The sequence below is a fragment of the Corynebacterium sp. LK2590 genome, from assembly GCF_040946105.1.
In the GTDB taxonomy this organism is placed as follows: domain Bacteria; phylum Actinomycetota; class Actinomycetes; order Mycobacteriales; family Mycobacteriaceae; genus Corynebacterium.
In genome coordinates this window covers 109,888-125,795 of the sequence record NZ_JAYWMH010000006.1, presented here as the reverse complement: position 1 = coordinate 125,795, position 15,908 = coordinate 109,888, and the positions used below count along the sequence as shown (strand labels likewise).

The following is a 15,908-nucleotide window of genomic DNA, read 5'->3' as shown; positions in this document are numbered from 1 at the left end:
CGGTGAAACGCGGTCATTTCTTGGGCCCAGCTCGGCTCACTGCCGCGGGCTTTATCCTGCTCATTCTTGTGGGAACGGTGCTTTTGATGCTGCCGATTTCCGCCAACGTTCCGCAGTGGACTCCGTTCCTTCCTGCGCTTTTTACGGCGACCTTAGCAGTTTCTCTGACGGGGCTTGTGTTGGAGGACACCGGTACGTATTGGACGCCCTTTGGCCAAGCAGTCATCATTGTGCTCATCCAGCTGGGTGGTCTCGGCATCATGAGTTTGGTGTCGTTATCGGGCATGCTTCTGACCGGCCGGATCAGCTTAACAACGTGTCCACGATTTGCGGGTAACCCCAGACACGGTAAGGGTGGGCTAAGTGTCAAGTTTGTCGCGACTCACCTGTCAAGTATCAGGACTGCCTTCGCATATCAGGACTGCCTTCGCAGGAACAGGGGGTCAAATATGTGGTGAACTCAGACACCTCCGGGCGCACAACACAAAGCCCCTAGCTGTGAAAACAGCTAGGGGCTTTAGCTATGCACGGGTTGGTTTAGCGGTAGACCATGCCACCGTCGGTCAGGATGGCCTGGCCGGTGATGTAGTCCGCGCCGGGGCTAGCCAGGAAGGAGACCAAGTCGGCGACGTCCTCCGGGGTCTGGGCGCGGCCCAGGGCGATTCCCTCGACGTTCTTCTGGTAGGTCTCGCCCAGCGGGGCGCCGGTGAGCTCGTGGAAACGCTCGTCGATTTCGACCCACATGTCGGTGCCAACAATTCCCGGGCAGTAGGCGTTGACGGTGATGCCGTCTGCGGCGTATTCCTGCGCCGCAGTCTGGGTTAGGCCACGTACGGCGAACTTGGTGGCGGAATAGGCGCCTAAGACCGGGAAGCCGTCGTGGCCGGCGATGGAGGAGGCGTTAATGATCTTGCCGCCGTGGCCCAGCTCCTTGAACTTAGCGGCGGCCGCCTGGATGCCCCACAGAACGCCCTTGACGTTGATGTCGAAGATGGAGTCGACCTCCCCGTCGGCGATTTCCGCGATGGGCTGGACCTGGGCGATACCGGCGTTGTTGACCATGATGTCGAAGCCGCCGAGCTCCTCAGTGGCCTTGTCGATGGCGGCGTAGATCTGGTCGCGGGAGGAGACGTCGGCGCCAATGGCGATCGCCTTGCGGCCGGTGCCTTCGATCTTCGCGACGGTGTCCGCGCACTTATCGGCGTCCAAGTCCAAGACTGCCACGTTGGCGCCGTCCTCGGCCAGTCGCAGGGCGATGGCCTGACCGATGCCGCGAGCGGCGCCGGTAACGAGTGCGACCTTGTCATCAATGCGTTGGTTTGTCATGAAACTCCCTCCGGTAGGCGGGCGGGAACCCGCGTTTATTGGTTCACCATTCGAGTATCCGGGAGAATATAACTTCCGTCAATGATGTGGATCACGTGTCGGGTTTGGTGTGGCGTGGGGAATTATTGGGCGCGCGGAGAATATCGACTTGTGCCCGTATCCGACCATTCCACTTGGGAAAACGGCGAAGAAATCTGTCAGAGGTCGATAATTTTCCGATGGGAAACCCTAACCCAGCGCCCGCAGGTACCGCCGCGAGGTGAGGGCCCGCCGGGCGAGGTCGATGACGGGTCGGGTAAGCCGCAGCCACCGGGTGGCGGGTTCGGAGCGGGCGAGGATGTCCAGGCGGGCGCGGTTTCCGGGCAGGCGGGTTAGGGTGAAGGTTTCGGCGCCGCGCTCGAGGTGGCCGGAAAGCGTTCCGTAGGTGAAACCGCAGCGGTCGGGCTCGTCGATGACGTCGGTGACGCGGCAATAGAACTTCTTCACCAGTGGGCCCAGGCCGAAGCCCAGCTCAACTACTGCGCCGTGCAGGGCCGGGCCGGTGGCGCGGACGCGGAAGACGCTGGCCTGGACCCGCCAGCCGCGCAGGCCGGCCGCGGCGGTGTCGAAGTCGGCGTCCAGGACGCGGCTGGCGCGCAGCTGCGGGAGGCGGTAAAGCTCCGCGGGCTGGTAGGTCAGCGGCTGGGCGCGCCGGCGGGCGGCGAGGTGTTGGGGGAGCGGGCTAAAAGATTTCAATCCGTCCGCCCAGGGACTGGGACTGGCGCAGCAGCGCGACCCAGCCGTGGCCGCCGGGGTGCAGGCGCAGGACCGGGCGGGAGGAGATCTTGATGGGGGAGACCGACTCCTTGCGCGCGCCGGAGCGGGCCTCAATGCGGGTGCGGGCGCGGTAGCCGGCATCGGCGAGGTCCGCGATGGACGGCTCCGCGGAGGACAGCGAGTCGCGGGCGGCCTGGAGGAGCTCGAGGGACTCGTCCAGGGCGTCGACCAGGGCCGGGGCGTTGGTCTCACACATCTGCTGGACGAGCTCGGGGCGGGTGCCCGCCACGCGGGTGCCGTCCTTGAAGGAGCCCGAGGCCAGCGACTGGGCGAGGATGCCGCCGTTGTCGCCCACCACGGCGAGCAGCTCGGCCAGAATGTGGGGCAGGTGGGAAATCCGGGCCACGGCCGCGTCGTGGTTGTCCACGGTCACCGGGACGGCTTCCGCGCCGACCATCTGGGTCATCCGGGTCACGTCGGCGAAGAGATCGATCCAGAATTGGCCGATCCGCTCGCCGCGGGCCTCGCATTCCTGGGCGTGGTCGAAGGTGATGGCCCAGGCGGCGCGCTTGAACATGCCGGTCTGGGAGTTGTTCCAGCCCGAGTTGGAGGTGCCGGCCATCGGGTGGCCGCCCACGTAGCGGGTCTCCATCTGGCGCTGCTTAATCAGGTCGTAGACGGCGGTCTTGACGGAGACGACGTCGGTGACGCCGCAGGTCGGGGCGTGTTCAGCGATGGCGTCGAGGACCTCTCCTACGGCCTCCATGGGCACGGCCACGACGATGAGGGCCCCCTCGGCCTCGGCGCGGCGGAGGATGCCCGGCAGATCGTCCGTGACGTCGTAGCCCTGCTTGATTGCGGTGCGGGCGCCGGACGTGGAGTGGTTGTAACCGAAAACGGAGTGTTTACATTCGGTCAAATCGCGCAGCAGAGAGCCGCCGATAAGGCCGAGACCGATAATGCAAATGGGACGTTGGACATCTGAAGAACTCACAGTGACAATCTTCCCACATTGCGACTACTCTCACGAGGTATGAGCGACGCAAATTTTTCCGGGTACTCCTTCGCGGTCACGGTTCACCAAGATAACGGCCGCTGGGTGGTGCGCGAATTCGACGACGACTTCGACGACGCCGAGCGCACCGTGCGGGCCGTGCGGAGCCTGCGAGCCGAGGGTGCCGCTTTCGGTTTGGTCTGCGTCGACGACGACTATTTCGTCATCATCCGCCCCGTGCCCGGCGGGGTCTACATGCTGCTCTCGGACGCCACGATGGCGGTCGATGATGATTACGCGGCGGACTTTCTGGACATGCGGGGCCTGGACGTGCCGGATATCGACCCGGATGATTTGGACGACGTGGACGGCTTTGCCGACGGCGACTTCGATATCCTGGCGGATCTCGGCTTGGGCGAGGACCAGCTCGGCTTCATCGTGGACAACGACGAGGACTGGCCCTCGGACATGCTGCTGCGCATCGCGGGCGATATCGGCTTCGGCGACGAGCTGGAGGAGGCCATCGACAACCTCGACAGCGACACCGACGACGAGCTCGACTGATGCCCGCGCCCACCCACGGCCTGCCGGCCAGCGAGGGGTCGCGCCGGGCAGTACGCCGCATGCGCCGCGCGCTCGAGGTGGCGGCCGGCACCCCGGCCGGGGACGTGCCGGTCGGTGCCGTGCTTTTCGATGCCGCCGGGCGCGAGCTGTCCACCGGAGTCAACCGCCGCGAGCAGCGCCAGGACCCGACCGCCCACGCGGAGGTGGAGGCCATCCGGGCCGCGGTCAAAGAACACGGGGACGGGTGGCGGCTATCCGGCTGCGAGCTGGTGGTCACCCTGGAGCCGTGCGCCATGTGCGCCGGGGCGCTGCTGGGGGCGCGAATCGCCTCGGTGGTCTTCGGCGCCTTCGAACCGAAGACGGGGGCCTGCGGATCGTGGGTCGATCTGCTGCGCGCGCCGGGCGGGCTGCACGTCCCGCAGGTGCGGGCGGGGATCCTCGAGGAAGAATGCGCCCAGCTTATGGCAGGATTTTTTGAATCACTACGCTAAAGTGTGAGCCACGACACCTTCGTGGCGGCGCGGTCGAGTAATCACGGGTATGCTGGTTCCTGCGAAACAATTCCGCGTGAAACAAGGAGGAAAATCATGGCTGATTTCGAGAACGCCAAGGACAAGGTCGTCGGTCAGGCTAAGGAAGCTTACGGCGAGGCCACCGACAACGATCAGGTTGCCAACGAGGGCAAGGGCGAGCAGACCGCTGCTGACGCCAAGGACAAGCTGTCCGACGCTGCTAACAACATCAAGGACAAGGCCTCCGAGGCCCTGGGCAAGCTGACCGGCGACGACAAGTAAGTCTAAGACCCGGTGCGGCGGGCGCTACCCGGCGATTTTGTTAACGCGGGGCGCCTGCCGTAACCTGTTACGCGGTGGCGTGTCCGAGCGGCCGAAGGTGATCGCCTCGAAAGCGATTGTTGGGTAACCCCCAACCGCGGGTTCAAATCCCGCCGCCACCGCCAACTCAATTCCCTATCTGACCGGCGCATTCCGGTGGGATAGGGAATTTTTTGATCCATAACTTAGACTAGGGCAATACGGCTATGCAGTCCTTAACCTAGAATTTTTTTAAACTTCCTTCCCGTTTCTTTCCCGCGCAGCGGTGGGAATATTGATGCAGAAAAGGTGTTCACCTCGTGGCTAAACTCCTGTACCGGCTGGGGCATTGGTCCTACCTGAACAAGTGGAAAGTCATCGTCACCTGGCTTGTGCTCCTGGCCGCGACCGCGGGCGCGGCCGTGGCGCTGATGAAGCCAATGACGAGCGAATTCTCCATCGCGGGCACGCCGTCCATCGACGCGACCTACCGGACCATGGAGCTCTTCCCCGAGGGTGGCAACCCGGCGAACGCGCCCACGGTGAACCTGGTCTTCCACGCCCCGGAGGGCGAGAAGCTCAGCGACCCAGACAACGCGCAGGCCATCGACCAGGTGGTGGACTACCTCCGGGACAACCTGGAGATGGGCGACACCATGCGCTTTGGCAACCCGCTGGAGGTCTCGCCCCAGCTGCAGGACCAGGTCGTTGATCAGTTCACCTCGATGGGACTGCCGGAGGAGTCTGCCCGCCAGGACGCGGACAACCTGGCGATGGTCAGCGAGGACGAGACCATCGCCTACACGACCTTTGACTTCGACGCCGAGAGCCCCTATTCGGTGGACTCGGAAGACAAGGAGATTGTCAACGACGCGATGGACTTAGGCCGCGCGGCGGGCCTGCAGGTCGAGGCCGGCGGCGCCGGCTTCGGCGACGATATCCGGGTCAACTCGACCTCCGAGGTCATCGGCCTGGGCGTGGCCTTCCTGGTGTTGATCTTCACCTTCGGCTCGCTGGTCTCGGCGGGCATGCCGCTCATCTCCGCGGTGGTTGGCGTGGGGCTCGGCTCGCTGGGCCTGATGATCGCCACCCACTGGGTGGAGCTGAACAACATGACCCCGGTGCTGGCCGTGATGATCGGCCTGGCCGTGGGCATCGACTACGCCCTGTTCATCCTGTCGCGCTACCGCGCCGAGCGTGAGCGCATGTCCGGGCCGGAGGCCGCGGGCATGGCCGCCGGCACCGCCGGCTCCTCGGTGGTCTTCGCCGGCACCACGGTCTTCGTGGCCCTGTTCGCGCTGGTGATCGCCCGCATCGGCTTCCTGTCCGCCATGGGCCTGGCCGCCGCCGGCACCGTGGCCATCTCAGTGCTGGTCGCCCTGACCCTGATTCCGGCCCTGCTGGGGCTGCTGGGCGACAAGGCCTTCGCCGGCCGCATCCCGGGCGTGGCCGGCAACCCGAACCGCAAGGGCAAGCGCTCCCGCCGCCGCACGATGGGCAACCGCTGGGTCCGCGCGGTCCAGAAGGTGCCGGGCCTGACCATGGCCGGCGTGGTCCTTTCCCTCGGCCTGCTCTCGGCGCCGGTGCTGAACATGGAACTGGCGCTGCCGGCGGATACCACCTCGAACCCGGACACCACCCAGCGCAAGGCCGCGGACCTGCTCGCGGAGGGTTTCGGCCCCGGCGTGAACGGGCCGTTTTTGGTCATCGTGGACGCGGCCGACGTCAACGAGGACTCCGCCGCGCTCCAGCCGCTGATGTCCGCGCAGGAGGGCGACGACGAACATTCCAAGGCCGCGTTCTCCTCCTTCATGTACGCCACGGATCAGCTCAAGGGCGTGGGCGGGGTCAAGCACGCCCAGCTGGTGGGGCTCAGCCAAGACCAGAACGCCGCGCAGATCATGGTCACCCCGGAGACCTCGCCCACGGAGGAGGCCACCGTGGGCGTGGCCAACGCCCTGCGGGATACCAACTCCCGGATCGAGGACGCGACCGGCACCGAGGTCGGCATGACGGGCTTGACCGCCGTGCAGCTGGACATCACGGAACGCCTCGAGCAGGCCATGCCGCTCTACCTGGGCATCGTGGTGGGCCTGGCCATCCTGCTGCTGCTCGTGGTCTTCCGCTCGGTCTTGGTCCCGCTGGTGGCCGGCCTCGGCTTCCTGCTCTCGGTGGGCGCGGCGTTCGGTGTGACCGTGCTGTTCTGGCAGGAGGGCCTGTGGGGCCTGGTGCCGGCGCCGGGCCCGCTGATTTCCTTTATGCCGATCTTTCTCATCGGCGTGACCTTCGGCCTGGCCATGGACTACCAGGTCTTCCTGGTCACTCGCATGCGCGAGCACTACACGCGGACGGGCGGCACCTCCCGGCCGGGCTCGCCCTACAACGGGGTCGAAGAGGCCACCATCGTCGGCTTCACCCAGGGCGCGCGCGTGGTCACCGCGGCGGCCATCATCATGATTTCGGTCTTCGTGGCCTTCATCAACCAGCCGCTGCCGTTCATCCAGATCTTCGGCTTCGCCCTGGGCGCGGGCGTGCTTTTCGATGCCTTCTTCGTGCGCATGGCACTCGTGCCCGCCACGATGTTCCTGATGGGCCGCGGCACCTGGTGGATGCCGCGCTGGCTGGACAAGATCCTGCCCACCATCGACATCGAGGGCAACGAGCTGGAAAAGGAATGGGAAGCCCAGGCCACTAAGCAGAGGGAATATACTGACCAGCATGACGCACGCAGGTGACTTGAGCTTTAAGGTCCGTACCCGCCTGGAACAGGAAGGGGCGGGAAAGCACGGCCGCACCGGGGTGATTAGCACCCCGCACGGGGACATCCAGACCCCGGCTTTCATCCCGGTGGCCACCAAGGCCACTGTCAAGACCCTGACCCCGGAGCAGATCCGGGCCACCGGCGCGCAGGCAATCCTGTCGAACGCGTACCACCTCTACCTGCAGCCCGGCCACGACATCGTGGACGCCGCCGGCGGGGTCGCCGCCTTCGAGAACTGGCACGGCCCGACGTACACCGACTCCGGCGGGTTCCAGGTGATGAGCCTCGGCGTGGGCTTCAAGAAGGTGCTGGCCATGGACCTGGCCGACCTGACGGAGCAGGACATCCGCGCGGCCAAGAAGGAGCGCATGGCGCAGGTGGATGAAGACGGGGTGGACTTCAAGTCCGTCATCGACGGGTCCAAGCACCGTTTTACCCCGGAAAAATCCATGCAGATCCAGCACGGGCTGGGCGCGGATATCATGTTCGCCTTCGACGAGCTGACCACGCTCATCGACACCCGCGCCTACCAGGAGGAGTCGGTGGCGCGCACGCACCGCTGGGCGCAGCGCTGCATCGATGAGCACACGCGGCTGACCCAGGAGCGCACCCACCGGCCCAAGCAGTCCCTGTGGGGCGTGGTGCAGGGCGCCCAGTACGAGGACCTGCGGCGCCAGGCCGCCCGCGGCCTGGTGGAGATCTCCGATAAGGCCTGGGAGTCCGGCAGCCGCGGCTTCGGCGGCTTCGGCATCGGCGGCGCGCTGGAGAAGGAAAACCTGGGCACCATCGTCGGCTGGGTCTGCGACGAGCTGCCGGAGGACAAGCCGCGCCACCTGCTGGGCATTTCTGAGCCGGACGACCTGTTTACCGCGGTGGAGGCCGGCGCGGATACCTTCGACTGCGTCGCGCCGACGCGCCTGGCCCGCCGCGGCGGGGTCTACACCCTGGAGGGGCGGCTGAACCTGTCGAACGCGCCCTTCAAGCGCGACTTCGCGGGCGTGGACGAGGAATTCGGCGGCTACGTCTCCGAGAACTACTCGCGAGCCTACCTCCACCACCTGCTCAAGGCGAAGGAGTACCTGGCCGGGACGCTGTGCACCATCCACAACCTGGAGTTCATGGTCCGCCTGGTGGACAATATCCGCGCCGCCATCGACGGCGGCTACTACGCGGCCTACCGCGACGAATTCCTGGGCCGCTACTACGCCGGCCGCTAACGCGAAGGGCCCGCGCTGTGCCGCCTAGGCGGGTGTTACGGTGGCGGGTATGTCTGGAAAGAATTTTCGCGGTGACCGCCGCTCAGGCGGTACTTTAGAGGACCTCGCTAAGGCCTGCCACGGTATCGACGGCGCCGGTTACGGCGCGTACAAGAAGCTGGCCGGCACCTATACCGAGCCCGGCGCGGACGGGCTGACGGTGGCGATCGACAAGGTGCAAAGCGATCCCTTCGCCGCCCCGTCCAAGGTGCGGGTGCGCGTGCCCCGCGCGGTGGCCGACCTGCCGGCCGAGGTGGTCACCGATGAGCTCGACAAGGTCGCGGTGGCCGACTTTCTCGTCCGCCGGATTGCGCGCACCGTCGCCGCCATCGGCGGCGGCAAGGCAGGCAAAGGCCGCAAGGGCAGCGGCAAGTCCAACAGCGTGAGCGTCGGCTTCATCGGCCAAGAGGTACTCGAGCGCAGCGCCGTCGTGGTCACCGACGAGGTGATCGAGGTGCGCCTGCTGGTCGGCCTGCCGGCCCAGGGCCGCCGCGTCTTAGGCCACCGCGCCGCCGGCCTGCTGGCCGAGGACCTGCCGGACGCGGTGGAAGAGGCCGTTGTGGCCGAGGAATTCAACCCGGATGACCTGGCTGGTCACGTGTGGCTCCTGCGCGACCAGGAGGCCCTGCGCGCGCAGCTGGCTACCCGCGACCTGGTCGGCTTCGTGGGCAACGGCGCGATCCTGCCGCGCCGGGCCGGTGATAGCGACAAGCCGATGGACGCGGATACCGCCGCGGCCTTCATCGCCCCGGAGGAGCTCACGCACAGCTTCGAGCTGCCCAGCGGCCGCACCGTGACCGGCATGGGGGTGCCCGCCGGCCTGACCGTCATCGTGGGCGGCGGCTACCACGGCAAGTCCACGCTGCTGCGCGCCCTGGAGCGCGGCGTCTACCCGCACGTGGCCGGCGACGGCCGCGAATGGGTCATCACCCGCGCGGATGCCGTCAGCGTGCGCGCCGAGGACGGCCGCCCAGTCACGGACCTGGATATCTCCCCGTTCATTACCAACCTGCCGACCGGGGCGGATACCCGCCGCTTTTCCACCACCAACGCCAGCGGCTCGACCTCCCAGGCCGCCAACGTCGTCGAGGCCGCTGAGGCCGGCGCCACCGCCCTGCTGATCGACGAGGACACCTCGGCGACGAATTTCATGATCCGGGACCGCCTCATGCAGGAGCTCGTCCCCGGCGACCAGGAGCCCATCACCCCGTACGTGGCGCGGGTGAAGGCGCTCTACCAGGACAAGGGCATTTCCACCGTCCTGATTGCGGGCGGCTCCGGCGCCTACCTCAGCCTGGCCGACACGGTCATCGCCATGGACCGCTACCAGCCGCACGACATCACCTCCCGCGCCCATGAGATCGCCGCCGGCTCCCGCCCGCACGAGCTGGCGCTGGGGCCCGGCATGTTCGATCCCAGCTTCCGCGCCCTGGCCCCGGGCTGCCTCCAACCCACCGCCGGGCACAAGGGCAAGCCCCAGGGCGCGAAGCCGCGCGGGCTAGACACCATCAGCTTTGCCAAGAGCGACATCGACCTAAGCGCGGTCTCGCAGCTGGCCGATGCCCCGCAGACCGCCGCCATCGCGCTGTGCCTGGAGTGGCTGGGCAAGCACAACGACTCCCGCCCCGTCACCGAACTGGTCGACGAGCTGCTGGCGACCATCACCGCCGAGTCCCTGACCGCGCTGACCCCGGGGCGCTCCCACCCCGGGCACCTGTCCCGCCCCCGCAAGCACGAGATCCTGGCCGCGGTGAACCGTTACCGGAGGTTAGATATTAAGCGCTAAGGGGAAAGCCCGCGAATTTAGGCCGCCGCCCCGCCGGCGACGTAGTTCTCCTTCTTCTTGACCCACTTGATGACCTGGGTGGTCACCGGCAGGAGGACGACCTCGATGAGGGTCTTCCACAGGAAGCCGACGATGACGTAGTTGATGAAGTCGCCGGCGGTGGATATGCCGATGACGGGCGCCGCGATGGCGCAGAACAGGAGGGTGTCGCCGAACTCGCCCACGACGGTCGAGGCGATGAGGCGGACCGGCAGCTTCTTCTCACCGTTGCGGCGCTTGAGCACCGACATGACCCAGGCGTTGAGCAGCTGGCCGACGAGGTAGCCGCAGAGGGAGGCCAGAACGATCTGGGGGACCAGGCCCAGGGTGGCGGCGAAGGCCTCCTGGCCCTCGTAGAACTCGGCTTCCGGCAGCCAGATGCCGATGTAGAAGGACAGCACGGCCAGCAGGGCCATGGCGAAGCCGATGTAGATGGCGCGCCGGGTGGACTTGAAGCCGTAGCACTCGGCCAGCACGTCGCCGGTGATATAGGCCAGGGGGAAGAGGAAGAAGGCGCCGTCGGTGACTAGGGGGCCAAGCTCGACGCCCTTCGTGGCGTTGATATTCGAGATCAGGAAGGTGACGACGAACAGCGTGACCAGCCACGGGTACAGGCTGGCCTGCACCGGGATGAATCGGATGCTCTCGCCACCGGGGTTGGTGGTTGCGGTTGCCGATTGTTTTGTCATGCACCTTATCGTGCCAGAACGCGGGCGGTACGCTGTAATTTATGAGTTCTGAGACCCTTCCTGCGGCCGGGCGTTACGCGCCCAGCCCGAGCGGCGACCTGCACTTTGGAAACCTGCGTACTGCGCTGCTGGCCTGGCTGTTTGCGCGCTGGTCCGGCCGGAAATTCTACCTGCGGGTCGAGGACGTGGACACCCAGCGTTCCTCGCTGGAATCCGCCGCGCGGCAGCAAGAGGACTTGCAGGCCGTCGGCCTGGACTGGGACGGTGAGGTGCTGCGCCAGCAGGATCGGTTTGCGGCGTACGAGGCGGCGCTGGCGCGCCTGCCGCACTACGAGTGCTATTGCTCCCGCAAGGACATCCAGGAAGCCGCCCGCGCCCCGCACGCCATTCCGGGCCAGTACCCGGGCACGTGCCGGGACTTGAGTGATAAAGAGCGGGAGGCCAAGCGGGCGGAGCTGGCCGCGGCCGGCCGCGTGCCGGCGTTGCGCCTGCGCGCCGACCGCGACGAGTACACCGTGCACGACTACCACCGCGGTGACTACACCGGCGAGGTTGATGACTTCATTCTGCGCCGCGGCGGGAACGCGAACCAGCACCAGGACTTCGCCTACAACCTGGCCGTGGTGGTTGATGACGCCTACCAGGGCGTGGACCAGGTGGTGCGCGGCGACGACCTGCTTACCTCCGCCCCGCGCCAGGCGTACCTGGCGCACCTGTTGGGGAAGGCGGCCCCGGAGTACGTCCACGTGCCGTTGGTGCTCAACAGCGACGGCCGGCGCCTGTCCAAGCGCGACGGGGCGGTGACCCTGCGCCAGCTGCTGGAGACCGCCAGTGTCCAGCAGGTGGTGGGGCAACTGGCGGCATCGTTGGGGCTGGCCGGGGCCCGCACTGCGGAGGAAATCTTAGAGCGCTTCGACCCGGCCCGGATGGGCTGGGATCCGGTTTTCTGGGAGCCGGCAGGAAACTGACTGGTGGCTGCCAGCCCCGCGTCCTACACTTAAAACGTAAAGAGAAAAGGCGCGGGGAGAAGGCGTTGTGGAAATAGTTCTAGGGGTAGTGGCGTTGCTGCTGCTCAGCATCATTTCAGTCGCAGTGGGGGAAAAGATCGGGCTGCCGTGGCCTGCTCTGCTATCGGTCGTGGCGATGGTCATCGTCTTCATCCCGGGCATCCCGGCGCTTAACGTGCCGGCCGATCTCATCCTGCCCATCTTCCTGCCGCCGCTGCTGTGGGCGCTGGCGCGGCGGACCTCCTGGGGAGTTATCCGGCAGCAGTGGCTGACCATCGTGAGCCTGTCCGTGCTGCTGGTGGTCGTGACCACGGCCGCGGTGGGAGCTGCCGCGTACGTCTTCCTGCCCGGCGTCGGGGTGGCCGCGGCCCTGTTGATTGGTGCGGCCATCGCCCCGCCGGATCCGGTCGCGGTGGACGCGGTGGCCGAGCCCGCCGGCATTCCGCGCCGTATCATCTCGGCCCTGCAGACCGAAGGTTTGTTTAACGATGCCGCCTCCATCGTCGTCTTCCACATGGCCCTGTTGGCCGTGACCCGCGGCGCGGAACTCTCCGTGGGGGAGGGCATCTTGAAGTTCGCGTACTCCGCCGCGGTGGCCAGCGTCATCGGCCTGCTGGTCGGCCGGGTGGCCAGCTGGTTTATCAAGCACGTGCACGATGTCACCGCGCGCAACGCACTGACCTGGGTGATCCCTTTCGCCACCTATATCCTCTCCGAGGAGCTGGGCGCCTCCGGCGTTATCGCCGTGGTCATCGCCGCGGTGGAGCTCAACTCCCGCGCGCCCATCGAGGCCGAGGACCGCGTCAGTGGTCAGGCCTTCTGGTCCACGGTGGACCTGCTGTTTACCGGCCTGGCCTTCGGGCTCATCGGGCTGTCCGTCAACGACGCCATCACGCAGGTCGGCTCGGATCTGTGGCACTCGGTTGTGGTGGGCGTCATCCTGTCCCTGGTGGCCTTCGCCGTGCGCCTGGCGTGGATGTACGTCTTCTACCGCATCAACCTGCGGCGCGGGAAGCCCGGCGTGGCCCCGCTGCGCCTGCAGGAGGTCCTGCTGATGACCTGGTCCGGCATGCGCGGACTCGTCACGCTGGCCCTGGTGCTGTCGGTGCCGAGCGGGGCCATCCCGTTCTACAACGAGCTCGCCGTCATCGCCCTGACCGTGCTGCTGGTGACCATGGTGCTGCCTGGCATGCTCCTGCCGTGGCTGATGAGCAAGCTGGATCTGGCGGCGGATTCGCAGGCCGCCTCGGACAAGATGCACGCCGAAGTCACGGAGCGCGCCCGCAAGGCCGCCATCGATAGCCTGCGCAAACAGCACGATGACTTGGATCCGGAGGTCGCCGCCAACATCGACGACTGGTTCGACAAGGTCTTCGGCACCGACGACCTCGGCGCGGAGGATCAGAAGGCCCGCCTGGAAAAGGCCCACCGCGCCCGCGCTTTTGCGGCCCAGGCCCGCGCCACCGCCTTCCAGGCCTCCCAGTCCGTCCTGCTGGAGATGCGCAACGATCCGCGCTACAACCCAGCCCTAGTCGACGAGGTCCTTCACGAGGTCGACCGCATGGTGCTCGCCGCCCGGAAATAAGCCGCCGGTGATTAGGATTCGCGGCCGGTCAGCTTGTCGATTTCACGGCGGATGGGGCTTAAATCAAAGCCGTCTTCGCGCAGCCACTCCACCTGCGGCGGGGTGTTCATTCCCCACTCCGCCCGGCAGAAGACGTAGGCCTGCTCCACCTCCGCGGTGTCGAATCCGCCGTCGGCAAGGTACTGGCGGAAGCCGTTGGCGCCGGTGTCTTTAAACCACAGCCACACGAAGTCCTCGAGCGAGTCATCCAGCAGGAAGTCCTCCATCCCGGCCGGGATGTACTGCAGCTCGTCTTTAATCCGCGCCAGCAGGTCAGAGTCCAAGAACGCGTGGAGATAGTCCAGCGAGTCTTCTAAACCGGCGTAGGTGAGGGCGTCCATGGGGCCCAGCTTAGCGCCTGCCGTACACCGGCCGCGCACGACCGCGAAACAACCAGTCACCCGCCCGGCATTTGGTACCCTGAGGCATCCGGCAACCGATGCCCTTTTCAGCCAACAAAGGAGCCGCCATGGCCACCATCCGCCCTGAGACCCCCGCCGATAGCGCGGGTATCCACCAGCTCGTGGAGGCCGCCTTTGCCCCCGTGGAGCTATCCGATCACACCGAGCAGCACATCGTCGATGCCCTCCGCGCAGCAGGCGCACTGACCGTCTCTCTGGTCGCTGAGGACAACAACACCCTGGTCGGCCACGTGGCCGCCTCCCCAGTCACCCTGGGCACCAGCGCCGAAGGCGCGCACGGGTGGTACGGAATCGGCCCCGTCGCCGTCGCACCGCAGTGCCAAGACGAAGGAATCGGCAGCGCCCTCCTGGAAGCCGCACTAGACCACCTGCCCCAAGCCGGCGCAGCCGGCGCAGTGGTCCTCGGTGAGCCCGCCTACTACAACCGCTTCGGCTTTCACTCCGTACCTGGCCTGGAATACCCCGGCGTACCCGCACAGTACTTCACCGCCTGCTCCTTCGGACCCGAGATTCCACTCGGTGAGGCGCGTTACCACCCGGCGTTCGGCTAGCCTGGGGCTAGTACCTGGACATCACCTACCAGTAAGTGCCCGGTCAACGGTGTCACCGTGCAGGAAAAGAAAATGAAGTTCTTCCTCTTGTTTGTTGAGCTTGTTTCCCAGGGTATGCGCCCGCCGCACTTAGTGCGGAGGGCTGAGGTGCGCGCTAGCTGCGGCCTTGGACGTCGATGAGGATTTTCACCTCGGTTGGGTCTTCCTTTAGGGCCTTGTACCCTTTCTCCACGAGATCGTCCATGGGGATCCGGGAGGTGATGTACGGCGCGAGGTCTAGGCGGCCGTCTTGGATCATCTTGATTACCTGTGGGTGGTCGTTGTTGTATCCTACGGAACTGCCGATGGAGCGTTCGGGCATCGTCAGATCTCCCACGATGTCGAGCTCGAAGTTCCGGTTGTGCAGGGCGATGATTTCGATGTGCGCGCCGGGTCGGGTGACGTCGATCAGCTGCTGGAGCACCGTGGGAACGCTGGTGCACTCGAAAGCGACGTCGGCCATGGCGCCGTCGGTGAACTCGCGGACTTTCTCGGCTAGATCCTCGTTCATCGGGTCCACGCTCAGGTCTGCGACCCCGGTCTCCAGGGCTTTCTCGCGCCGGGCCTGTGACGGTTCGGAGATGATGACCTTCACCCCGTAGGCCTTCAGCACTGCGGCGGCGAGCAACCCAATGGGGCCGGCGCCGCCGATGACTGCGACTTCGCCGGTGTGGTCGCCGTTGGCGAATCCGGCGTGTGCGATGGAGTGGTGGGACACGGACAGCGGCTTGATCAGGGCCGCCTGGTCTAGCGGGATATCGCCGATGGGGTGGACCCAGCGCTTTTCGACCACGATATGCTCGGCGATACCGCCGCCCCGGCCGGAGATGCCGATAAAGCCCATGTTGTCGCACAGATGGTAGTCGCCACGCTGGCACGCGTGGCAGGTGCCATCGACCATGAACGGCTCGACCACGACGGACTGACCTGGCTTGAACCCCTCGACATCGTCAGCGACCTCCTCCACAACGCCGGAGAACTCGTGGCCTAAAACGACGGGCAGCGTCTCCCCGGAGACCGGGTGCGGTGCGGTCTCACTGGGTGCTGGCCGGAACGGGCCGTCGAAGTAAAGGTGCACGTCAGAACCGCAGATGCCGCTGTAGGCGGGCGCGATCTTTACCGTACCGGGCTGCAGTTGGGGCTCTTCAATGTCATCGATCCGGACGTCTTCCTTGCCGTAAAGGCGGGCGGCTTTCATGGGCGTTCCTTCCTGTTGTGTGCGCTCGCTTAATTCCCAGGATACGTCGTATTTTCAAGTCCTTCCTGGTAACTGAAACTGGGG

At 66.2% G+C, this 15,908-nt stretch carries 15 protein-coding genes, 1 tRNA gene and 1 pseudogene; 11 read left to right on the top strand and 6 right to left on the bottom strand.

Going from position 1 to position 15,908, the window contains the following annotated elements; all coding sequences use genetic code 11:
* Positions 1–2: 2 nt before the first annotated feature.
* Positions 3–308 (top strand): annotated as a pseudogene (locus tag VVR85_RS08705) (TrkH family potassium uptake protein); the annotation flags it as partial.
* A 229-nt stretch (positions 309–537) separates the two neighbouring features.
* Here the strand turns inward: VVR85_RS08705 and VVR85_RS08700 are convergent.
* From VVR85_RS08700 to VVR85_RS08690, 3 genes are all read right to left on the bottom strand, one after another.
* Positions 538–1,326: an acetoin reductase gene (locus VVR85_RS08700; protein WP_368520519.1), complete on the bottom strand. Its 789-nt coding sequence runs from the start codon at positions 1,324–1,326 to the stop codon at positions 538–540.
* A 228-nt stretch (positions 1,327–1,554) separates the two neighbouring features.
* Positions 1,555–2,061, bottom strand: a complete 507-nt coding sequence (locus VVR85_RS08695) for a DUF1990 family protein (protein WP_368520518.1) — start codon at positions 2,059–2,061, stop codon at positions 1,555–1,557.
* Positions 2,048–3,076, bottom strand: a complete 1,029-nt coding sequence (locus tag VVR85_RS08690; protein ID WP_368520517.1) for a prephenate dehydrogenase — start codon at positions 3,074–3,076, stop codon at positions 2,048–2,050. The genes VVR85_RS08695 and VVR85_RS08690 overlap by 14 nt, the downstream gene beginning before the upstream one ends.
* Positions 3,077–3,115: 39 nt before the next feature.
* Between VVR85_RS08690 and VVR85_RS08685 the strand changes: the two genes are divergently transcribed.
* From VVR85_RS08685 to VVR85_RS08655, 7 genes are all read left to right on the top strand, one after another.
* On the top strand, positions 3,116–3,640 hold the full coding sequence (locus VVR85_RS08685) for a tRNA adenosine deaminase-associated protein (protein ID WP_368520516.1): 525 nt from the start codon (positions 3,116–3,118) through the stop codon (positions 3,638–3,640).
* 59 nt (positions 3,641–3,699) lie between these two features.
* Positions 3,700–4,131, top strand: a complete 432-nt coding sequence (locus VVR85_RS08680) for a nucleoside deaminase (RefSeq protein WP_368520595.1) — start codon at positions 3,700–3,702, stop codon at positions 4,129–4,131.
* Positions 4,132–4,227: 96 nt separating this feature from the next.
* Entirely contained in the window at positions 4,228–4,434 is a 207-nt protein-coding gene (locus VVR85_RS08675) for a CsbD family protein (RefSeq protein ID WP_070768522.1), read from the top strand.
* A gap of 73 nt (positions 4,435–4,507) precedes the next feature.
* Positions 4,508–4,598 (top strand) — tRNA-Ser (locus tag VVR85_RS08670).
* Positions 4,599–4,772: 174 nt separating this feature from the next.
* Entirely contained in the window at positions 4,773–7,187 is a 2,415-nt protein-coding gene (locus VVR85_RS08665; protein ID WP_368520515.1) for an MMPL family transporter, read from the top strand.
* Positions 7,171–8,430: a tRNA guanosine(34) transglycosylase Tgt gene (gene tgt / locus VVR85_RS08660; RefSeq protein WP_368520514.1), complete on the top strand. Its 1,260-nt coding sequence runs from the start codon at positions 7,171–7,173 to the stop codon at positions 8,428–8,430. The genes VVR85_RS08665 and tgt overlap by 17 nt, the downstream gene beginning before the upstream one ends.
* A gap of 49 nt (positions 8,431–8,479) precedes the next feature.
* Positions 8,480–10,255 (top strand): ABC-ATPase domain-containing protein, encoded by a 1,776-nt coding sequence (locus VVR85_RS08655; RefSeq protein WP_368520513.1) that lies wholly within the window; start codon positions 8,480–8,482, stop codon positions 10,253–10,255.
* A gap of 17 nt (positions 10,256–10,272) precedes the next feature.
* Here VVR85_RS08655 and VVR85_RS08650 read toward each other — a convergent pair whose 3' ends face one another.
* Positions 10,273–10,983 (bottom strand): queuosine precursor transporter, encoded by a 711-nt coding sequence (locus VVR85_RS08650; protein ID WP_368520512.1) that lies wholly within the window; start codon positions 10,981–10,983, stop codon positions 10,273–10,275.
* A gap of 41 nt (positions 10,984–11,024) precedes the next feature.
* On the opposite strand from VVR85_RS08650, the gene gluQRS reads away from it, so the two are divergent.
* Positions 11,025–11,951, top strand: a complete 927-nt coding sequence (gene gluQRS, locus VVR85_RS08645) for a tRNA glutamyl-Q(34) synthetase GluQRS (RefSeq protein WP_368520511.1) — start codon at positions 11,025–11,027, stop codon at positions 11,949–11,951.
* 67 nt (positions 11,952–12,018) lie between these two features.
* Complete coding sequence (locus VVR85_RS08640) at positions 12,019–13,575, top strand: cation:proton antiporter (RefSeq protein WP_368520510.1); 1,557 nt, start codon at positions 12,019–12,021, stop codon at positions 13,573–13,575.
* An 11-nt stretch (positions 13,576–13,586) separates the two neighbouring features.
* Here the strand turns inward: VVR85_RS08640 and VVR85_RS08635 are convergent, their stop codons facing one another.
* On the bottom strand, positions 13,587–13,955 hold the full coding sequence (locus VVR85_RS08635; protein WP_368520509.1) for a hypothetical protein: 369 nt from the start codon (positions 13,953–13,955) through the stop codon (positions 13,587–13,589).
* Between the two features lie 128 nt (positions 13,956–14,083).
* Here VVR85_RS08635 and VVR85_RS08630 point away from each other — a divergent pair, with 128 nt between their 5' ends.
* Complete coding sequence (locus VVR85_RS08630) at positions 14,084–14,587, top strand: GNAT family N-acetyltransferase (protein WP_368520508.1); 504 nt, start codon at positions 14,084–14,086, stop codon at positions 14,585–14,587.
* A gap of 154 nt (positions 14,588–14,741) precedes the next feature.
* On the opposite strand, the gene VVR85_RS08625 is transcribed toward VVR85_RS08630, so the two are convergent.
* Entirely contained in the window at positions 14,742–15,824 is a 1,083-nt protein-coding gene (locus VVR85_RS08625; RefSeq protein WP_368520507.1) for a 2,3-butanediol dehydrogenase, read from the bottom strand.
* Positions 15,825–15,908: the final 84 nt, after the last annotated feature.

What these genes read in the sequence shown, in the direction of transcription:
- VVR85_RS08700 (WP_368520519.1), bottom strand. Translation starts at nt 1,326, where the DNA reads ATGACAAACCAACGCATTGATGACAAGGTCGCACTCGTTACCGGCGCC.
- VVR85_RS08685 (WP_368520516.1), top strand. Translation starts at nt 3,116, where the DNA reads ATGAGCGACGCAAATTTTTCCGGGTACTCCTTCGCGGTCACGGTTCAC.
- VVR85_RS08680 (WP_368520595.1), top strand. Translation starts at nt 3,700, where the DNA reads ATGCGCCGCGCGCTCGAGGTGGCGGCCGGCACCCCGGCCGGGGACGTG.
- VVR85_RS08675 (WP_070768522.1), top strand. Translation starts at nt 4,228, where the DNA reads ATGGCTGATTTCGAGAACGCCAAGGACAAGGTCGTCGGTCAGGCTAAG.
- tgt (WP_368520514.1), top strand. Translation starts at nt 7,171, where the DNA reads ATGACGCACGCAGGTGACTTGAGCTTTAAGGTCCGTACCCGCCTGGAA.
- VVR85_RS08655 (WP_368520513.1), top strand. Translation starts at nt 8,480, where the DNA reads ATGTCTGGAAAGAATTTTCGCGGTGACCGCCGCTCAGGCGGTACTTTA.
- VVR85_RS08650 (WP_368520512.1), bottom strand. Translation starts at nt 10,983, where the DNA reads ATGACAAAACAATCGGCAACCGCAACCACCAACCCCGGTGGCGAGAGC.
- gluQRS (WP_368520511.1), top strand. Translation starts at nt 11,025, where the DNA reads ATGAGTTCTGAGACCCTTCCTGCGGCCGGGCGTTACGCGCCCAGCCCG.
- VVR85_RS08635 (WP_368520509.1), bottom strand. Translation starts at nt 13,955, where the DNA reads ATGGACGCCCTCACCTACGCCGGTTTAGAAGACTCGCTGGACTATCTC.
- VVR85_RS08630 (WP_368520508.1), top strand. Translation starts at nt 14,084, where the DNA reads ATGGCCACCATCCGCCCTGAGACCCCCGCCGATAGCGCGGGTATCCAC.
- VVR85_RS08625 (WP_368520507.1), bottom strand. Translation starts at nt 15,824, where the DNA reads ATGAAAGCCGCCCGCCTTTACGGCAAGGAAGACGTCCGGATCGATGAC.